This is a genomic window from Paenibacillus sp. 2KB_22 (assembly GCF_052115745.1).
Taxonomy (GTDB): Bacteria; Bacillota; Bacilli; order Paenibacillales; family Paenibacillaceae; genus Paenibacillus.
Map to the genome: position 1 here is coordinate 372,694 of NZ_JBFRHG010000002.1, position 19,157 is coordinate 391,850.

Below are 19,157 nucleotides of genomic sequence, written 5' to 3' on the forward strand. Positions count from 1 at the left end.
GGAGGAATGTGACGGATGAATACGAATCAGCGCCATAAACAGTCTTATCGTATCCCTGCCAAAACGGGATATGCTCTGAAAGTAAGCAAAGGTTCCTTACTACGCATAACGGATCTGGAGGGACAGCAAGTTATTGATTTTGTGGCGTACGATGCTACAGATGCTAACCATCGCTTGGACCCCGGTGTGACCATGGACGTATTGCGTACTTACCGAATTAAACCGGGACAGTTTGTGTATTCCAATCAATATCAACCAATACTCAAGATTGTCCGTGACACCGTTGGGGTACATGATTTCTTCAACTCCGCTTGTCGTCCAGAGATGTATGAGGTGTTATACGATAAAAAGGATCACGCCAGTTGTTACCACAATCTGAACACGGCACTGGAACCCTTTGGGATCTTACCACCAGATCAACACTATCCCTTTAATCTGTTTATGAAGTCCGTTGTTGATGGTGAAGGTAAGATTGATGTTGTAGCTCCCGATTCTCGTGCGGGGGATTATATCGAGATGGAGGCATTAATGGATCTCACGATTGGGCTCTCCGCTTGTCCTTGTGAAGAAAGCTCATGCAACGGCTACAACTGCACCCCAATCCAATTGGATGTGGAACTTTAACAGAATAACAAGCCTTGACGCACTATGATAAAAAGTAGCTTGTTCTAATTCACTCCTTGCGGGAATACGATGACTTGTACCCATTTTCTGTGACGACTGGTACAATTCATCGAACCCGTTAAGGAGTGAACGTGTTTATGTCTGTACTGTTCAGTTATATTATTCTGGGAATATCATTGTCCGCTCCAATCGGTCCGATTAATGCTGCTCAACTGGACCGTGGAGCCCGACATGGATTCATGCATGCCTGGATTCTAGGACTCGGAGCTATGTTTGCAGACTTGGTGTATATGCTGCTGATTTATTTTGGAGTTGCCCATTTTCTGGACACGCCGTTCATGCGCTCTTTTCTCTGGTCATTTGGCAGTTTTATTCTGATTTACACGGGAGTGGAAACGCTCTCGAAGCTGAAACAGGGGATTCAAGGTACATCTACTGCGGATGCCACTGTTCGAAAATCTTTTATATCCGGCTTTTTGATGGCCCTGTCCAATCCACTTAATATTCTGTTCTGGCTTGGGATTTATGGATCTATTCTCGCGACGACTGTGAAGCATACAGACACGGCTCATTTGCTGCTCTACAGTTCAGGCATATTCATCGGTATCCTGGTGTGGGATGTCATTATGGCTGGAATGGCCAGCCGATTCCACAAACATAGTAATGAGAATGTATTGCGCTGGATCTCCATCATTTCGGGAATCTGCCTGATCGGATTTGGTTTATTTTTCGGGTACGAAGCTGTGCGTTCCATTTTTTTCTGACAATAAAATCAGGCCGGACAGTCACCCAACTTCCCCCACATTAATACTGTAACGGTATCATGTGGAATGGAGTTGGGAATCAATGGCGGAGCTGTATAGTGCCGACGAAATTAACACCTTGTTTGAGCGTCTTCCATCTTGGCAGCAGGACGCTTATTCGCAATTTGCAGATATGATTGCCGATGAAAATAATACGTATCCATGTGTACCAGGACGAATGGGATTTCTCTCAGGACATTTGAGATATGGCTTTACGTGTGACCCCCGATCAGAACATGCTGCTGAAGATATGGCCGATTTGCTTAGACAATATGGTCCTGTCTCCAGAGACACCGGTCATTATGCTTCCATGGTCGTGATCTGTGAGACGCCAAGTGATCTGAAAGATCATACAACGGTGGAGCAATATCAGACCTTATTTTGGCAAATGCTTAATCGGGTAAGTTCACACGATACCGAGCCGTGGCCGGAACATATTTCAACCGATCCGCATGATTCATCATGGGAATTTTGCTTTGGAGGAGAGCCTTATTTTTGTTTCTGTGCAACTCCCGCACATGAACTCCGAGCCAGCCGACATTTTCCTTATCTCATGTTTGCTTTTCAACCACGGTGGGTATTCGAATCCATTAACGACAACACGCCTCTAGGCCGTAAAATGAAAACATTGATCCGCAAACGTCTCGCTGCGTATGATGCTGTACCTGCTCACCCTTCACTGATGTGGTATGGTCAGCAGGATAATCTGGAATGGAAACAGTATTTCTTGCCTGATGATGAGCAGACACCTTCCAAATGTCCATTCATGCGGATGAAGCAAGCCCTAGGCAAGTTGACGAAATAATCCTAAGCACTTATTACGTACTCTTCATATGTTGGGTAACCTCCGTGAAAGTTGCCTAAGGTCTGGATGGTGAAGACTGTGGAGATTTGGAGCCACGTACTTTGTGAACAATATATGTGATGATCCCAAGAAACACCACAAGTCCCACACTTGCCAGCAGACCCGTTCTGCTGGCTTTTTCCATCGCTGTCCCAGACACAGCAGCCACAATTAATACTATGGCAATCCATACTTTGATGCGATTCCACTTCACTGGCTTCATTTTTTTAATGTACGTGATGCAGATGAGCAGCCACGTATACATTAATACCAGACTCCCTGCTGTCGTCACATATTCAAACAAACTCTTGGGCATCCATAATGCCATCAACGTAGACAGGACTAATCCAGCCGCTGTGCAGCACAATGCCTGAAGTGGCATATCCTTTTTTCCCCAGGTCTTCGTGAACAGCTTTGGTGCATCTCCATCTTCTGCGAGTTTCACCAACATGGACGTAATGGCATATAGCGAAGCCACCATCGTCGAGAATCCCGCTATAATCAGAATTCCATTGAGAATGTGGACCACAACGGTTAATCCAATGGTTGACATCGCTTTGACCAAAGGACTTTCATCCGGGGTCAATTGAGCTGAAGGCACAAGAAATAAGATCAATGCAATGGCAATCACATAGAGTGTACTCACCGATAATAACATTACTCGACCTGATTTCACTGCATCTTTTGGTTCTTTCAGGTTAGCTGCCATCAAGCCCATAACCTCGATCCCGGCAAAAGCAAAGAATGCATAGATGAAACCGGTCCATACGCCTTTACCCCCATGCGGGAACCATTCATTCTTCAATTGTTCTGGCGTCACTTTTACAGGTAACCAACCCAGACAAGCTGCTCCTGCTATAGCTATAAATGCAACCGTTGCAGCAAGTTTAATTACAGCAAGAATATTCTCCGTTTTGGTTAATCCTTTCGCTCCCAGTGCAGCAATGAACAGACCTATAGCGGCATAGACCGCAACAAATGCCCATAGCGGAAACTTGGGAAACCAGAATTGAGAAAAGAGACCCAGTGCTGTTAAAGAGCTACCCATGATGAGCATTTCAGAAAACCAGTACATCCATCCACTACCAAAACCAGCCCAACGTCCGAATGCCTCGCCCGCATAGGTTCGAAAAGCACCTTCCTTTGGATCATCTGCTGTCATCTGTGCCAGCGCACCAAATACAAAGTAAGTACCTGCCGCCGCCAGCACCAACAATATAAGCACGGATATGCCGGCCCAATGAATTGCGAGACTGGTTCCTAGAAAAAATCCAGTTCCCAGTGTGCAACCCGCGCCAAATAAAGACAGGCTGACCCAACTTAGTTTTTCGTCGTCGTTTTTACGGTGTTGCTGACTTTTCATGAAGCTCCTCCTTCAACCTGTTCCCCTTACGATTTACAGGTCATGGAGGTTTTATGTCCGTATTACCAAAAGAATTATTATTAGTTTACATAATAATTATTATGTTTAATTCATTCTGAGGATAAATTTAATCTGTGTGCTTTTTAAGCATCAGAATAAAGATATATTTTCAATTCTATTTAAATCCGCAAAAAAAGTGGTTGACTTCAATCGTTTAGAATGTTTTTCCTTTTAAACTTAGTGGTGCGTCAATGTGGCTGTATGAGAGATGGTAACTAAGGTGAGAAAATGATCTTACTATTATGAATTTTTCATATGTTGAAATATTATAATATAAGTCGTTATTTCTCTTTTAAATTGAACGTAGACTGCCTCTTTTTCGTATTTTCTCAATAGGTTCGTCGTTTTTTATAAATTTAGTCGTTTATAAGAAGGGCCACTTACTGGAATTTTTCCTCTTTCATCCTTTTCTACCCGTTTCCGGACTAGGCTGACGTATTGCATTATCCCTTAAAATTTTTCGCAGCCTCTGTTCCGAATTCTGTTGTGAATTTTTCATATGATGAAAATATTTAATGTTGGTCACAAAAAAAGCCGCCATATGGCGGCTTCGCTAATATTTCTGATTTAAGTCCGGCCAGTCCAATCTGCTCCGGCGATTTCTTTCCATCGTGCTCTAATCTCATCATATAATTCCTGTGGTAGTGGCCCTTTAGCCACAAGGTCAGCATTTTGCTGCCAGCGATTGGGCTTGGCTGTTCCTACAATAGCCGTATCTACGCCTTTGGTACTTAGCGTAAAACGCAGTGCTGTTTCTACCGCTGCCTGAGCATCTTCACCCAGAAAACCATAGTTAAGTTCACTTAAGCGCTTCCAGTATATGAATGGATAAGCCTCTTCCGAAAGTGTTTCATACGTCCAAGCCGCATTGGCAATAGGTCTTTTTGCGATTACCCCCATGTTTCTTTTTCTTGCCTCAGGCAACGTAAGTTCAATCGCTTCCTGATCTGCGATATTTAATGAAGTCTCCAGGCTATCAAATACTCCGGTCTGAATCGCATACAGCGCATCTGTTGTATCCCCACTATATCCGATAAACCTGGTCTTTCCTGCTTCCTTGGCACGTTGCAGTACTTCGATTACTGCTCCTTGTCGAAGTACTTCTTCAGAACAGCTATGCAAATGGATAACATCCACATAGTCCGTTTTCAACCTTTTCAAACTACGGTCAATCGTTTGCGCCAGTACTTTGGCATCCCAATCCGGACCTTCGATCCCGGCAGCATGTCCACATTTGGTGAACAAATAGTAGTCATCACGCCGATGTGACAGCACCTCACCGATTAATTCCTCGCTGTCACCGTAGCATTCAGCCGTGTCAATCACGTTTAATCCGGCATCGAGGGCACTATTCAACAATGTCGCTACATCCGTTTTGGATACATTTTTGCCTATTTCCGCTCCGCCAAATCCAAGTGTACTTACCTTCATGCCCGTGTTTCCGTAATTACGTAGTTCCATGGTTATCGTCCTCCAAGTTCAGTGAATTGGGTACAGATAAATAGAAATACAGATAACTTCCCATATGTTATTACCCATGAGTTGGTTATGCCACCCACTTTTCCAGACTGCACCCAACTTCATTTATTTAGAAACCATAAATGGACATTCCACCGTCAACCAACAACGTTTGACCCGTTATATATCCCGCTGCATCTGATGCCAGGAACACAACCGGCCCTACCACTTCTTCCAGTTCTCCCACTCGCTGTAGCGGTGTACGACTTACAATCTCCTGCAAATACTGGGGATCATCCAGCAGTTTTTCGGTCAGCGGTGTTCGGAAATACCATGGTCCTACTGAATTGACACGGATTCCATACTTTCCCCATTCCAATGCGAGAACTTTGGTCATATGAATTAATGCAGCTTTGGTCGCGCCATATACGACCCCTGTTCGAAGAGCCGTGTGGCCGCCTACCGAAGAGATATTGATGATCTTCCCACCCTCGCGCTCCTTCATATGCTGACCCGCCAATTGCGAAGCAAAGAAAGCCGATTTTAAGTTTGTCTGCATGATAGTCTCCCACTGCTCGTCCGTAACTTCAAGTGCTGGTGTCCGTATGTTCATACCTGCGTTATTCACCAGAATGTCCAGACTACCCATCTCCGAGATCGCCTCTTGAAACGTCTCTTCCATTTGTTCTCTTGAAGTCACATCTGCAGTTAGAGCGAGCGCTTTACGCCCTGTCTGTTCATAAATGTAAGCAGCTGTCTCCTCAATTTCTTTCATTGTTCGGGATACAAGTACAACGTCACTGCCTGACTGGGCAAGTCCAATCGCAATTGCTTTTCCGATCCCTCTCCCTGCACCTGTCACCAGTGCTGTCTGTCCATCGAGATGGAATGTGGGTACGTTCATGTGACTCACTCCTTCATTAAATTCTTCATTTAAGCAGAATGCTTTATATGTAAGTAAATCCCGATTGGGATCAGGTTACAAAATACTGGCTTGGATTGCCCAGTTCCGGATGGAATTTCTCTCGAAAACGGCCTCCCGTATAATCTCCTATAATTTTACGCCAGAACGCCTGCGCAATGACATTGTTACGAACCTGGGTCACTTTCCATCTCCCTGGGAAACGTTTAAACAATTCATAGGCTGCCCGAGTACCCACACCACTGCGCCGATATTTTTGCATCACAAAAAACTCAGTCAAATAGTAGTCGTTATCCTTACTTCCAGGTTCCAATTTCTCCACCAGAGCAAACCCTGCAGGTGCCCCATCACTTGTAATCAAAAAAGGAAACTTGCGGTCTTCTTCTGTCCAGAATGCCTCTAGGCCGGGATATTCAGGAAAAATGCCGTTACTGTCCACATCAATATTCAGATATTTGGTAAAATCATATAGATAAAATTGCATTAAATGCCGAATCACCTGACTGCGTTCGCGGGGAACCAGCTCTATTTTCATATTCATCCGGTTCACCTCCTCTGCTCTACGTATACTGATTACTTTAAAGGTTTACGTGCCGAAGGGCAAGGAAGCATCCCATCTATATACTGACTACTTCGGTGAACAAGCTGTGAGCATGTAAATTATGGTACACTAGAGCATAGAATAGGATTAGATTGATTATTAATTTTATATGTTTTTCACATGGAGGTGTCGAACTTGACCAATGTGCAAAAAGAGATTGATCGACGCAAGCTGGATGACAAACTACCTTCCATGCCTTGGTTCGTTCAGCAATTCATGGACTACAAGCTACCTGACTTGTCCCCCTCTACTCTGCTCGAATATCTGAGAGATTATGAAGCTTTCTTCGGTTGGTTGCGAGCAGAAGGGCTGTCCGAGGCAAGCTCTAATAAAGAAGTAACGTTGAATGAACTGGAAGTCCTGCGCATGGATTCGGTTACCGCCTATCGGTTATTTCTCACAACCAAACGGGAGGGAACCAATTCCAGAATTACCGTCTCTCGCAAACTCTCTTCCCTTCGCTCCCTGTTTCATTACTTGAGCCAGATTGCGGAAGATGAAGACTTTTACCCTTTGCTGAAGCGGAACATTATGGCCAAAATCGAGATCAAACGTACCCATAAACCCAAGGACACCGCTGCCAAACTCAAAGGTAAAATTCTGGAGGAAGAGGAACTGCTGGAATTTATCGGATATATCCTTGAAGGCTATGCTGTCGATATGGAGAAGAACAAGCAGGCACTGTATTCCCATGAGCTGAACAAAGAACGGGACGCCTGCATCGCCAGCCTGATACTCAATTCAGGTTTACGGGTATCGGAAGTTGTGAACCTGAACGTCGATGACCTCGATCTGAACAACAAACTCCTGTATGTTTATCGCAAAGGTAATAATGATGAGACGTACAAAACACCCGTTTATTTCAGGGAACAGGCCAAGGACGAACTCGCAACCTATATGAACTTGCGGCAATCACGTTACCGTACGCCCAAGCGCGAGAAAGGCCTGTTCATTGCTTTGCGTAACGGAGATTCAGAAGGAAGCCGAATGACCAAAAGAGCGATTCAGGCCATGATTATGAAATATGCCAAACGTTTTGGCAAACCATACTTGACCGTGCACAAATTACGACATTCATTCGCAACCGACTATTATTTGCAAAATGATATCTACAAAACCAAGGAGCAGCTTGGACATGCTTCTACGGAAACAACCGAGATCTATGCTCACCTTACCGACAAAACGATGTCCGAAGCCATCGAACGTCGTACTGACGACGGAATGTAACATCTTAAACAACATAAAGCAGCACACCGCATCAAGGATTTTGATCCGAGAAAGGTCTGCTGCTTTTTTGATGGATTCTCCTGCTAATATAAAAATAATCTAGATCCGATGTAACACTATAAACAATTTAGGTTTACATAATAAATATTACGTTTCAAAATCTCTCTTACCTTACCCACGTAGCCTACTCATTCGCTTTGCACCATCTCTAACAACGATTTGGCTATCTCCTGCGTTTCATGAACGGAGTACCAAGCCATATCTCTGCTTACGATGCTCCGCTCCTTAAATTGCTCTGAAGATAACCATGAGATTATACCCACTACCCCTTCAAGCTGATCAACCAAGGTTAGATGCTTCTCTTCTCGAACCATCACGAATTTGGGATAAGAAGCATCCTTGAATCCTTCAATCACAATCCAATCATACCCGGACAGATGACTTAACATATCCTCCAACCTGGTTGCTTTTCGTTCCATAATTGCAGTACGTTTCGCCGACATGACAACCACAGCCGCGGCCCCTGCCTCCCCAAATTGATACGAATCCGTTCCTTGTTGGTCCATCTCAAAATGATCGTGTCCATCATGCTTAATCGCCGCTACCTTAAGTCCCATGGAAGAAAAGTGCCCGATCAACGAGGCTGTCAGGGTTGTCTTGCCCGTGTTTTTGTATCCGACAATCTGTATGATATGTGGCTTGGTATCACTCATTGTAGTCATCTATCAACTACCTCACATGACCTGTGGGCAGTTTGAGAATACGTACCTGCTCACCCGCAGGAATACCTTTTTTCTCAGGAGGAACAACAATCAGGCAATCACTGTCCTTAATGGTAATCATCACACTGGATTCATCTACACGGGCAGCAGCCGGTATCGCGTACACCATTCCGTTGCGGATCTCTGTGCGTCCACGTACGAACCGTGTAAAATTGTTCACTTTCGTGTATTCTTCTTCCAAAATTGCAGTCCATTCTTCCAAATAAGGATGAGCATCCGCCTGCATGGACCGAATAGTTGGATGTACAAAGAGACAAAAACCCACAAAACAAGCCCCCGGATTACCCGAAAGTGCAAAAAGTAATTTATCTTTATATACAGCAGCTGTGGTTACACTTCCTGGTCGCATCGTCACTTTGTTAAACAACATCTCCACATGTTCTTCCAGCACAAGTTCGCCCATAATATCATAATCCCCGACAGATACACCACCTGTGGTCACTACGATATCATTATCTTGAATGGCTTCTTCCAATTTGGCCCTGGCTGTATTCACATCATCCGCAATTGAACCGTACATCACAGGCTCTCCACCTGCTTCAACGACCAGAGAGCGCAGCATGTAACTGTTACTGTTGCGAATCCGACCTGGTTGTAATGGCTCATCCACATCAAGCAACTCCGTGCCTGTTGCGAATATCGCCACCTTTGGACGTTGAAATACAGGAACTTCTGCTATGCCAAAAGTAGCTAACACGGACTGCTCTCCTGCTCTGATGATCGTGCCTGCTTCAAGCAATTGCTGCCCCTCTTGGACTTCCAGTCCGATTGGTGTGATGTTAGCACCCGACAATATGTGCCGTTTCAATGCAATCCACTGTTCTCCGTTCTCTACCTTGCTCTCCGTCATCTCCATCATGACTACCGCATCTGCACCTTCCGGAACCTGTGCACCCGTCATAATGCGAGCCGTCGTACCTGAAACAATGGTGTGGTCCGAGGTGTAGCCGCAAGGAATTTCATCAATTACACGAAACCAAACTTGATGATCACTCGATGCATCTATGGTATCTGTACTTATAATCGCGAATCCATCCATACCCGATCTCCGGAAGAATGGATACGGATGCGGTGCCTGAATGCTCTCTGCAAGTGTACGTCCATGGGCAGACTCAAGGTGAACTTTCTCTATAGAGCCTGAAGTAACTCGTGCTGCTACTTTGGCTTGGGCATCCGGGACCTGTACAGCTGTACGGTTGAACTTGGCAGTGGTCATATCATGTGAATGTGAGTTCAGTTTCAAAAGTTTTCTTACCTCCTAGTGACATATCATCTTTTAAGAAAGTGTAGCCCGAATGCGGTAAGATAACAAGCACATCACTTATTGAATGCTGTGACAAAATCTTATTTTCATACAGGTGTAACATTCCTTGACCTTATAATTAACATGAAAGGACTCTTGTCTGCCCATAATATAATTTACAAAGGGAGGTAATCATCATGAGTGACCAATGTGAACTATGCGGAAGAGAACCTGTGGACACGACCGTTCATCATCTGACACCCAAAGAAATGGGAGGAACCTTTCTGCCTACGGCCAACTTGTGCATCCCTTGTCACAAACAGATCCATTCGTTATATACCAATCGCGATATTGTAACGCTTGGTCTTACGGACCTGCAGTCCTTAAAACAGGATGAACGAATGGTTCCATTTATCCGCTGGATTCGCAAACAACCTGCTTCAACCATTCCCCGTGTACGTAAATCCAACCATGTTCGCAAATCGTAAACCAAAAAGAACAGCTCCAAGGTAAATGTGCCGGCAGAGATGAATCCGCCTTACCTTTTCACTGTTCTTATGAATTGGACTATTTGATGGTTGGCAACCACGCTTAGCATTAGATTATTATCTACGCCTCATAATGCGGCCGCCGCCCACCCTGGTTTTCGGTTTTTTGTAGGATTTTTTTGGTGAATCAAACAATCCGCCCAGACCACCACTGCTTTTGTTGCGATCAATGGTTCCCTTGCTTTGATCCTTGTTGCGGTTGAATAATCCTCCGCCAGATCCCACGCTTGAATCTTTATCGCTTCCGCGCCTTGTAATCGTACCTTTCCGATCGACAGTAATAGGTGGAGCAAGCTTCTTGTCATTACTTGTTGGCGTACGGTAAGATCCTGCACTCGGTTTATACGTATCTTTATTGGTATATCCCCGATAGTTACCATAACCTCGCCCGCCAAAAGAATCAAAAAGATTACCAATTAATGTAGCGGTCAGGTAGCCTTGTAGAAAAGATGAATCGTAGTTCTGCCGAACATATTCTTTGGAGTCCACCTCAACCAAGGTATCCTCCGGCTTGTTCGGGTCTTGTTGCAGGTGATAATACTCGTCCTGATACACGAGGAACATACGCTCTGTGTTCTCTGCCGAGATCTGATCCGGTTGCCTTTGGTCAGACAATTCCTGAGCCACTTCGGGAACGGTGCGGTCCGAAGCCCGGTACACATAAGACGTTGAGTTACCACTACCGTTAACCGATTCAAGCGGATATGTGTCCTGAACAGAAGGTGCTCCGCACGCGGACAACAGAGACATCACAAGGCTGAGGACCAGCATTAATTTTAATCCATGTGCCAAGCGTTTTTTCATTGGGAACCTCTCCTAGCTCGAACGAATCACTTTGATATCCGCAGGAAGAATGGACTCACCCTCATACAGTGTAAATCTTCTGTCTTGCCACTCCACGCGAAGAAGCATATTATCATCGGACTGATACTGCCATACCAATTGTTCTCCAGCCTGGCCATACGGCGTTCTGCCTGCCGTAGATACCATTCCTCCATACTCTTCCTCCAGATGATATGCGCGTCCATCCAGATCCAGCAATGTAGGCACTTCATCAGGCGCATCAAGCCTGCCATCAATGGGTGTATATAGGGCGTAACGTGTGAGTTCCCGCTCTTCGATATGCAAATATCGAAATGCGGTACCATCCTGAAGCGTGAGCACAACTGCATTTCGAGCGCGATTTTGTACCCGACCAACGACTTCATAAGTGACGAGAGAAACCTCACAGATATCACCAGGTGCAAGCTGAAGCATCGTTTTCTCTGCCTGCGGTGGTTCAGGTTTCGTTAGTATTCCTTTAATTCGTTTCCATACACTCATGAGAATTACTCCTGTTCCTTATCTTATAAACAAGCTGCAATAATCAGTGCGCCCACGATATGTAAAGCGCCAGAGAACAACCCGTATCCTGTTTTCCCTTGCTGAATTCCCGTATCCAGATCAAGATTGGCCCATCTGCGAATCATAAAGTGAACGACACTCTCCAGAATCAACAAAATGATAAAGGATACCACAGAGACCAACAACGCTTCTCCTAGATGACCAGCCGTAGAAATAGACGTAGCAAGTACATAGCCTTGTGCAAATAATTTCATCACCATACGAGTGGTAACTGCCATGTTGCCAGCCTTAACTTCAGCAAAATCCTTATATTTAGTGAACAGTGAATCAACATACATCAAGACAAACAGCAAAACCGAACCAGATACTGTCCAGACCAGCATCGCCAAAATGTTCAAATCCATTTACACAGCCCCCACATCTCAACATGAACCGCATTTAAAAGCGAAGGAGAAACGCTCTTCTCCTCCGCCGGTTAACCCTGCTGACAACCAAGGTATTAGTTTTTATTATCGTACTGTTTCATCAATGCTGCGAGTTCGTCTTCAACAGCCTGATCTTTACCCAACTTCTCGAACTCCTCATCAAGCGATTTGCCTTTGGAAGACATCTCGTTGCTTGCTTCTGCCTGTGCTTCCATCTGCATCATTTTCTCTTCCATGCGCTTCATACCAGCACTTGCAGTATCGGAGCCAAACCCATTCAACGCTTTGTTGATTTCTGTTTGTGCTTTTGCTGCATTGTAGCGGGCTACCAGTGTTTCACGTTTGTTCTTCATTTGAGTCAGTTGCTTACGCATCTCGTCCAGCTTGCCACGCAGGTTATCGGCAGAAGCCTTGTTTTGATCATAGCTGGTTTTGTACTCAACCATCTTCTCTTCAGCCGCTTTTTTCTCTTCCAAAGCCCTGCGGGCCAGATCCAAGTTTTGAGCACGTGCCGCCGTATGCGCCTGCTCTTCACGTTTCTTCACCAGAGCTTCCTGCTCTTCGAATAGCTGCTTGAATTTCTTCTCAATGGCGATCTGTTGAGCTACTGCTTTCTCCGCATCTTCCAGATCCTCTTGCATGTCACGGATATATTGGTCCGTCATTTTGATTGGGTCTTCCGCCTTGTCAATAATGGCGTTGATGTTAGACATGGTTAAATCACGCAAACGTTTGAAAATGGACATTATGTTATTCCTCCTAGTCGATATTACATCGTATATAAACATACATACGTAACAATCTACAACTCGTTTCAATTTTAGCAAATAAAATAAAATCAAAACAAGCGATTGTTTAGGAAGATCACATTTCCTTATTGAGATGATCCTCCATTAGCCTCTCTGCAGTCTGCACGATTTCGTCGATCTGCATCCGTGTAATGGAATCAAAATGGATTCCCATAATTACCGTAACGGTCATTCCCAATTGTTGGGCAGCCTTTCGGGCAAGCCGCTCACACAGTTCTTGTTCCTTATGTCCCGGAATATGGACCGTCGTGCCGCTGACTCGCTCATCTTCCACATAGAACGTGGCTACAGCGCCAATATGAGCCTTTCCTCCGGTAACGAGAAAAACCTTATCCTCTCCTGCTTCAATCACCTGTAAACGAATGGATTTCAGATCATATGTACTCATAGTTATTCCACCAATCCTTTTCTATATGTTATATATGGAGGAATTATGGCTGTCATGAATTAAATCAGCAATGAAACTTCTCACACTGCGCATATTTTTTCAAACCCCCGGGCATACCAAAGAGAACGTCATTTTGGAAAAGGAGGCTGTTATTGTGCCCGTACGCCTCATTATGCTGATGGTTATCGTTATTTTTCTCGGAGGATATCAAGCTCCACCAGTTTCATCACGGGATGCTTCAGAACCGCCAAGTGAATCGGTATCCAGTTCTGATTCCGTGGAAGAAGAACAACTGACACTGGGACAGTTACGTCAAAAATATGCCGATACGTTCAAAACCAATGGTCCTTCAACGAAACAGGTTGCGCTGACATTTGATGATGTGCCCGATCCACGGTTTACTCCACAAGTGTTGGATTTGCTGAAAAAGTATAAAGTCAGAGCTACATTTTTCATCGTTGGTAGTCGTGCTGAGAAGCACCCCGATTTGGTAAAAAGGATTGTTAAGGAAGGGCACATTGTTGGCAATCACAGCTACAATCATCCAGAGTTCAGTAAGCTGTCGATGAATGCCTTCCGCAAACAAATTTTACATACCGGGGATATCATTCGCCATATAGCGGGATATACGCCCAAGATGATCCGACCTCCGTATGGAGACATTAATGAAGAACAGCTGAAATGGGCTGCCAGACAACATTATAGTATTGTGAACTGGAACGTTGACTCCCTGGACTGGAAAGGTCTTCCCAAGGAAAAGGTGAAAGATAACATTTTATCTGCCGTAAAACCTGGCTCCATCGTTCTGCAACATGCAGGAGGCGGTGTAGGATCCAATCTGAATGGCACGATTGAGGCTTTGCCTGAAATTATTGAGGAACTGCGTAACCGGGGGTATGAACTGGTTACCTTGGACGAAATGCTGGGATTACCGAAGGCCAAAGAATAGAATAACCGTCTCAGGAAATTATGAACATATTAAAAGGGTGCTGTTCAATCGCAAGTTAGCGACTGGCAGACACCCTGTTTGAATTCATTTTAGATGTAATTTACGCTCTACTTCAGAATGTACAACTCGATGTCCTGAAAACCAAATGTGCTTACCGACTGCTTGCTACCAGGGATGAAGATATCAATTCTGTGACCCTTGATTGCACTGCCCACGTCACGTGCTGTGGCTACAAAAGCCTGTTTTGGCAATCCTGGATGGCTGTGACCCGTTACCAGTACTTTGGTTCCAAGTGGAATCACACTTGGATCAACTGCAATCGTACCCAGTTCAAGGTCATTCCCGAAATAATCGACCGCACCCCATCCTCCATTTTCAGACGGATCTGCAGAGTATGCCGTTGCTTTCACGTTCACAGCTTTACTGTAATCGAATGTTTTCCCCCAGGCTTGAACCACTTTGTTATCTGTGTTAACATCCAAGCTTGCTGCGGTAACCGTTTTGGCTTGGGTCTTGCTCTCCGTCGCCGCGGCAGCTACATTGTTTGCCTTACCGGGAATCGTAATTTTCAAACCACCATAAATGTTGTAAGGCGAAATGTCGTTGTTTGCTTTAACTAACGTGTTAATTGCTACTCCGTATTGTTTCGATAAGGTGTAGAAGGTATCCCCCTCTTTGGCCACATGAACTGAATCGGCGTGAGCCGGAACGGCTTGAATGAGCATTGCTGTTGTCATTAATGCTACTGCTGTTTTGGCTATACGTTTCTTGTTAATCATGGTCTTCCTCCCTCATTGTGCCTGCGAAGTTAGTTGTCGGATTCGGATGAGGAGCCCACCCTATAGGTTCATCATTACATTTGAAACGATATGTACCCCTAATTCACCCCAAGCAGTGTGCTGTAGATCTTCCCCCTGCACAATCTGCATCGTTACATCCCCCGCACTCCCTGTCCGGAAGTTTCGGCAGAGTTCAATATATCACAATTTTGTAACCTGAACTTGTAGTAATTCTTACCAAATGGTTTTAACATGTGTAAGCACGTGTAAGAATACTGTATGCTCTAAAAGTGTCTGGCGAGATATTCCCTATATATTTGGTAACAGAATAGTTACTTTTTTGAATTCCATATATAATTATTTTCAAACAAAAAATAGCGTCACCGACTCGAGGTCAGTAACGCTATTTAATCACTTCATTTAGAGTACTTTCGCAAGAAAATCACGTGTACGTGAATTTTTCGGTGCTCCAAACACCTCATCAGGTGTTCCCTCTTCCACAATAACCCCGCCATCCATGAACAGGATTCGATCTCCCACTTCACGTGCAAAACCCATCTCATGTGTTACGATGACCATAGTCATACCGCCTTCTGCAAGACGTTTCATGACATCCAGTACCTCACCGACCATCTCGGGGTCCAATGCCGACGTAGGCTCGTCAAACAGCATGACATGAGGCTGCATGGCCAATGCTCTAGCAATGGCGATCCGCTGCTTCTGTCCACCGGACAGCTGATTCGGGAATGTATCTTTTTTATCATACAAACCCACGGTGTTAAGCAGATCAGCAGCAATTTTTTCCGCTTCCAGAGTGGATTGTTTCTTCACTTTAATCGGAGCGATCGTGATGTTTTGCTCTACCGTTTTGTGTGGGAACAGGTTGAAATGCTGAAACACCATACCCATTTTCTCCCGAGTTGCGTTAATGTTGTGCTTGGGGTCCGTGATTGACACGCCTTCAAAATCAATCTCTCCCGAGGTAGGCTGTTCCAGCAGGTTCAAACAACGTAAGAATGTACTTTTACCTGAACCGGAAGGACCGATGACCACTACAACCTCACCTTTGCCAATCGTCACGTTGATACCTTTAAGCACATCGTTATTTCCATAAGATTTGTGTAATTGTCTAACGTCTATCACTTGCACTCAACTTCCTTTCCAGTCGTCCCAGCAGCTTGGACAAAATGAACGTCATTACAAAGTAGATGGCTGCTGCAATCAAAAATGGACTCAAGCCTTGGTACGTAATGTTTTTGACCACACTTGCCTGATACATAATATCCACCATACCGATAACCGAGATAATGGAGGATTCTTTGATGATAGTTATGAATTCATTACCGATCGCTGGTAATACAGCTTTGAAGGCTTGTGGCAATATGATATATCTCATCGCGGCGCCTCTTCCCATCCCTAATGAACGCGCTGCCTCCAACTGACCACGATCCACACCTTGGATACCTGCACGGAAAATCTCAGCCAGATAGGCACCACTATTGATTGAAAGTGTAATGATACCTGCCTGAAGTGCCGTGAAGTTAATGCCAAAGCTCAGGGAAAAACCATAGTAAATAATCATCAATTGTACCAGCATCGGTGTGCCACGGATCACTTCAACGTAAGCTGTACCGATCCAGCGCAAGATTGCAGCGTCATGCAAACGGAACAAACAGATGATCAATCCAATAATTACCCCGAAGATAACCCCAAGTGCAGACAACAGAAGTGTATATCCTACACCTGTAGCATAGAAACTTTTGTACTGCCAGAATACTTGGAAAATATTTTGTGATTTGTTTGCTTTATCCGCCATCAAGAGGCTGGCGTCCGTCACCATCTGATTGATTTTATCTTCACTTTTCAATCGCTCAAGTGTTCCATTTACTGCAGCTAGCAGCTCGGTATTTCCTTTACGAATCCCAATTGCAGCTTCTGCTTGCTCTTCGTCCGGGACAGCAGCAGCAAGTCCAATGATATCGTCCAGATAACCTGCAGCAACGGTGTCTTCAACGATTGCCGCGTCAATGCGTTTGGTTTGCAGTTGAAGCACGATATCGGAGATTTTATCAAGCGCAGTAAGCTTCGCTCCTGGAATACTCTGTCCAATCGTTTCCTGAATGGAGCCTTTCTGCACGCCAATCTTTGCATTTTCAAGTTCTGCCATGGTCGGATAATTGTCTTTATCCACATTGCGAACCATAATCACTTGTTTTGATTTATAATAGGTGTCGGAAAAATCAATACTTTTCTTCCGTTCATCGGTCGGCGTCATACCTGAAACGACCAGATCGACACGCCCGCTCTGCAATGCAGGCAGAAGACCGTCGAACCCCATATCTTCAATCACAAGCTCAGCGCCAAGATCTTTAGCAATCTCTTTGGCGATCTCAATATCGAAACCAACGATTTCATCTTTGCCATTAATCACTTTATGGAATTCATATGGTGCAAAATCGGCACTTGTACCGAGCACCAGCTTTTTACTGCTTGAATTATCTGTAGTTCCACTTGCAAGTGCCACAGGAACGGCAGTCGTCAGCAGAACGACAAAGGTCAACAGCATCATGGTGTAACGACTTATCAATTTCAACCTTTTCTCTCCCCTTACAATACATTGTATGCTTCTCATGTTGATGACTGAGTCATTATAAAGTACAATGCATGATTATGCAATGCATTTTGACAATACAAATCTTGACTTGTTTCTGAAAAAATAAAGCAAACATGATATAATCAATAAATTATTTTCAATAATGCATAAGGAGTTCACTAATGACATCTAACAAATCACAAATTCTGACGGTTATTGATCAATATGCTTCCCGTTTTAAAGCCATTTCATCATATATCGGTGCGAACCCGGAACTGGGAAATGAAGAGTATCTCGCTTCTGCCCGTTTGAAAGAAGAACTGCTCTATCACGGTTTCACTGTAGAGGCTCCAATCCTCGGACTGGAGACAGCCTTTATCGGAACGTATACAGCTGCCAGACCTGGCCCTACCATTGCATTATTGTGCGAATATGACGCCCTGCCGGAGATCGGTCACGCTTGTGGTCACCATCTGATCTGCATGATGAGTCTTGGGGCTGCTGTTGGGCTGAAATCCATTCTGGATGAAGTAGGTGGAACAATTAAAGTGTTTGGCACACCCGCTGAAGAGACTCGTGGTGCCAAAGTTCCAATGGCGGAAGCAGGCTTGTTCGATGACTGCGATGTTGCCCTTATGGCGCATCCATACTATGCCTACGAAAAGTCAGGCAGCTCGCTGGCGATTGACGCTGTACAATTTGAATTCCATGGCCGATCTTCACATGCTGCTGCAAGTCCGCACGAAGGAATTAATGCACTTGATGCCGTCATTCAAACGTTCAACGGAATCAATGCATTCCGGCAACAAGTGAAAAGCACCGTTCGGATTCATGGTGTGATCAATAACGGAGGTCAGGCAGCAAACATCATTCCTGACTACGCTTCTGCACAATTTTATGTGCGTGCTGCAACCCGCAAAGAACTGAATATCCTCACAGAACGTGTGATTCAGATCGCTGAAGGCTCTGCTCTGCAGACAGGTTGCAAGCTGGTGACATCCAACTATGAGACATCCTATGACGAGATGGTCACCAATGAAGCATTCTCAGCTGCATTTAGTCAAAATCTGATGGAACTCGGCATCCCGCAAGAAGAGATTGTGAGTGGTAACGATCATGGCTCCATGGACATCGGTAACGTTTCCCTGAAATGTCCTGCAATCCACCCCTACATCCGTGTTGTGGATGAGGTTCATACCCTGCACTCCATTGCCTTCCGTGATCTTGCCCTTCAGGATCGCGCGCTGGATGGCATGATTCTGGGAGCAAAAGCACTTGCTACAACAGCCTATGACGTACTCAGTCAGCCAGAGCTGCTTCAAACCATCCGAGCGGAGTTCGAGCAAGCTACTCGCTAAGAATCTAATTAACATGTTATATAGGCACCCTAAACAG

Annotated in this window: 21 protein-coding genes and 1 riboswitch; of the genes, 7 read left to right on the forward strand and 14 right to left on the reverse strand. The window is 44.8% G+C overall.

The genetic code is table 11. The features are described from left to right. Positions 1 to 15 precede the first annotated feature (15 nt). From AB4111_RS12555 to AB4111_RS12565, 3 genes are all read left to right on the forward strand, one after another. Positions 16 to 624 carry a DUF1989 domain-containing protein gene (locus AB4111_RS12555; protein ID WP_442031890.1) on the forward strand — a complete coding sequence of 203 codons (609 nt, stop codon included), beginning with the start codon at positions 16 to 18 and terminating at the stop codon, positions 622 to 624. Between the two features lie 137 nt (positions 625 to 761). Further along, positions 762 to 1,388: a LysE family transporter gene (locus AB4111_RS12560; protein ID WP_442031891.1), complete on the forward strand. Its 627-nt coding sequence runs from the start codon at positions 762 to 764 to the stop codon at positions 1,386 to 1,388. Between the two features lie 82 nt (positions 1,389 to 1,470). After that, complete coding sequence (locus tag AB4111_RS12565) at positions 1,471 to 2,232, forward strand: YqcI/YcgG family protein (RefSeq protein ID WP_047843355.1); 762 nt, start codon at positions 1,471 to 1,473, stop codon at positions 2,230 to 2,232. A gap of 55 nt (positions 2,233 to 2,287) precedes the next feature. On the opposite strand, the gene AB4111_RS12570 is transcribed toward AB4111_RS12565, so the two are convergent. The 4 genes from AB4111_RS12570 to AB4111_RS12585 form a co-directional block, all read right to left on the reverse strand. Next, a complete protein-coding gene (locus tag AB4111_RS12570; RefSeq protein ID WP_442031892.1) occupies positions 2,288 to 3,634 on the reverse strand; it encodes an amino acid permease in 1,347 nt (448 codons plus the stop codon). Positions 3,635 to 4,261: 627 nt separating this feature from the next. After that, complete coding sequence (locus tag AB4111_RS12575) at positions 4,262 to 5,155, reverse strand: aldo/keto reductase (protein WP_442031893.1); 894 nt, start codon at positions 5,153 to 5,155, stop codon at positions 4,262 to 4,264. A gap of 127 nt (positions 5,156 to 5,282) precedes the next feature. Then, positions 5,283 to 6,056, reverse strand: coding sequence for an SDR family NAD(P)-dependent oxidoreductase (locus AB4111_RS12580; protein ID WP_253437089.1), 774 nt, complete (start codon positions 6,054 to 6,056; stop codon positions 5,283 to 5,285). 70 nt (positions 6,057 to 6,126) lie between these two features. Further along, positions 6,127 to 6,615, reverse strand: a complete 489-nt coding sequence (locus AB4111_RS12585) for a GNAT family N-acetyltransferase (protein ID WP_017688107.1) — start codon at positions 6,613 to 6,615, stop codon at positions 6,127 to 6,129. Between the two features lie 180 nt (positions 6,616 to 6,795). Here AB4111_RS12585 and xerS point away from each other — a divergent pair, with 180 nt between their 5' ends. After that, a complete protein-coding gene (gene xerS / locus AB4111_RS12590) occupies positions 6,796 to 7,902 on the forward strand; it encodes a tyrosine recombinase XerS (protein ID WP_091029427.1) in 1,107 nt (368 codons plus the stop codon). A 188-nt stretch (positions 7,903 to 8,090) separates the two neighbouring features. Here the strand turns inward: xerS and mobB are convergent, their stop codons facing one another. Both mobB and AB4111_RS12600 read right to left on the reverse strand, forming a co-directional pair. After that, complete coding sequence (mobB, locus tag AB4111_RS12595; RefSeq protein ID WP_442031894.1) at positions 8,091 to 8,624, reverse strand: molybdopterin-guanine dinucleotide biosynthesis protein B; 534 nt, start codon at positions 8,622 to 8,624, stop codon at positions 8,091 to 8,093. Between the two features lie 7 nt (positions 8,625 to 8,631). Beyond that, positions 8,632 to 9,900: a molybdopterin molybdotransferase MoeA gene (locus AB4111_RS12600; protein WP_253442631.1), complete on the reverse strand. Its 1,269-nt coding sequence runs from the start codon at positions 9,898 to 9,900 to the stop codon at positions 8,632 to 8,634. A 224-nt stretch (positions 9,901 to 10,124) separates the two neighbouring features. Between AB4111_RS12600 and AB4111_RS12605 the strand changes: the two genes are divergently transcribed. Next, positions 10,125 to 10,415: an HNH endonuclease gene (locus AB4111_RS12605; protein WP_442031895.1), complete on the forward strand. Its 291-nt coding sequence runs from the start codon at positions 10,125 to 10,127 to the stop codon at positions 10,413 to 10,415. 117 nt (positions 10,416 to 10,532) lie between these two features. Here AB4111_RS12605 and AB4111_RS12610 read toward each other — a convergent pair whose 3' ends face one another. From AB4111_RS12610 to AB4111_RS12630, 5 genes are all read right to left on the reverse strand, one after another. Continuing rightward, a complete protein-coding gene (locus AB4111_RS12610) occupies positions 10,533 to 11,279 on the reverse strand; it encodes a DUF4247 domain-containing protein (protein WP_442031896.1) in 747 nt (248 codons plus the stop codon). A gap of 12 nt (positions 11,280 to 11,291) precedes the next feature. Continuing rightward, positions 11,292 to 11,798: a DUF4178 domain-containing protein gene (locus tag AB4111_RS12615; RefSeq protein ID WP_076317633.1), complete on the reverse strand. Its 507-nt coding sequence runs from the start codon at positions 11,796 to 11,798 to the stop codon at positions 11,292 to 11,294. Positions 11,799 to 11,821: 23 nt separating this feature from the next. Continuing rightward, the gene (locus AB4111_RS12620) at positions 11,822 to 12,223 is read right to left on the reverse strand and encodes a DUF350 domain-containing protein (protein WP_017688100.1); all 402 of its coding nucleotides are present in this window, start codon (positions 12,221 to 12,223) and stop codon (positions 11,822 to 11,824) included. 95 nt (positions 12,224 to 12,318) lie between these two features. Then, entirely contained in the window at positions 12,319 to 12,990 is a 672-nt protein-coding gene (locus AB4111_RS12625; protein WP_091020758.1) for a PspA/IM30 family protein, read from the reverse strand. A gap of 118 nt (positions 12,991 to 13,108) precedes the next feature. Next, positions 13,109 to 13,441, reverse strand: a complete 333-nt coding sequence (locus AB4111_RS12630; protein WP_442031897.1) for a hypothetical protein — start codon at positions 13,439 to 13,441, stop codon at positions 13,109 to 13,111. 154 nt (positions 13,442 to 13,595) lie between these two features. Here AB4111_RS12630 and AB4111_RS12635 point away from each other — a divergent pair, with 154 nt between their 5' ends. Continuing rightward, positions 13,596 to 14,390 carry a polysaccharide deacetylase family protein gene (locus AB4111_RS12635; protein ID WP_442031898.1) on the forward strand — a complete coding sequence of 265 codons (795 nt, stop codon included), beginning with the start codon at positions 13,596 to 13,598 and terminating at the stop codon, positions 14,388 to 14,390. Positions 14,391 to 14,497: 107 nt separating this feature from the next. On the opposite strand, the gene AB4111_RS12640 is transcribed toward AB4111_RS12635, so the two are convergent. From AB4111_RS12640 to AB4111_RS12650, 3 genes are all read right to left on the reverse strand, one after another. After that, the gene (locus tag AB4111_RS12640) at positions 14,498 to 15,169 is read right to left on the reverse strand and encodes a 3D domain-containing protein (protein ID WP_442031899.1); all 672 of its coding nucleotides are present in this window, start codon (positions 15,167 to 15,169) and stop codon (positions 14,498 to 14,500) included. A gap of 2 nt (positions 15,170 to 15,171) precedes the next feature. Further along, a riboswitch (cyclic di-AMP (ydaO/yuaA leader) is annotated at positions 15,172 to 15,368 on the reverse strand. 221 nt (positions 15,369 to 15,589) lie between these two features. Then, a complete protein-coding gene (locus tag AB4111_RS12645) occupies positions 15,590 to 16,312 on the reverse strand; it encodes an amino acid ABC transporter ATP-binding protein (protein WP_105599097.1) in 723 nt (240 codons plus the stop codon). Further along, complete coding sequence (locus AB4111_RS12650) at positions 16,299 to 17,735, reverse strand: ABC transporter substrate-binding protein/permease (RefSeq protein ID WP_442032760.1); 1,437 nt, start codon at positions 17,733 to 17,735, stop codon at positions 16,299 to 16,301. Before AB4111_RS12650 ends, AB4111_RS12645 begins: the two co-directional genes overlap by 14 nt. A 209-nt stretch (positions 17,736 to 17,944) precedes the next feature. On the opposite strand from AB4111_RS12650, the gene AB4111_RS12655 reads away from it, so the two are divergent. After that, the gene (locus AB4111_RS12655) at positions 17,945 to 19,120 is read left to right on the forward strand and encodes a M20 family metallopeptidase (protein ID WP_442031900.1); all 1,176 of its coding nucleotides are present in this window, start codon (positions 17,945 to 17,947) and stop codon (positions 19,118 to 19,120) included. The last annotated feature ends 37 nt before the right edge of the window (positions 19,121 to 19,157 follow it).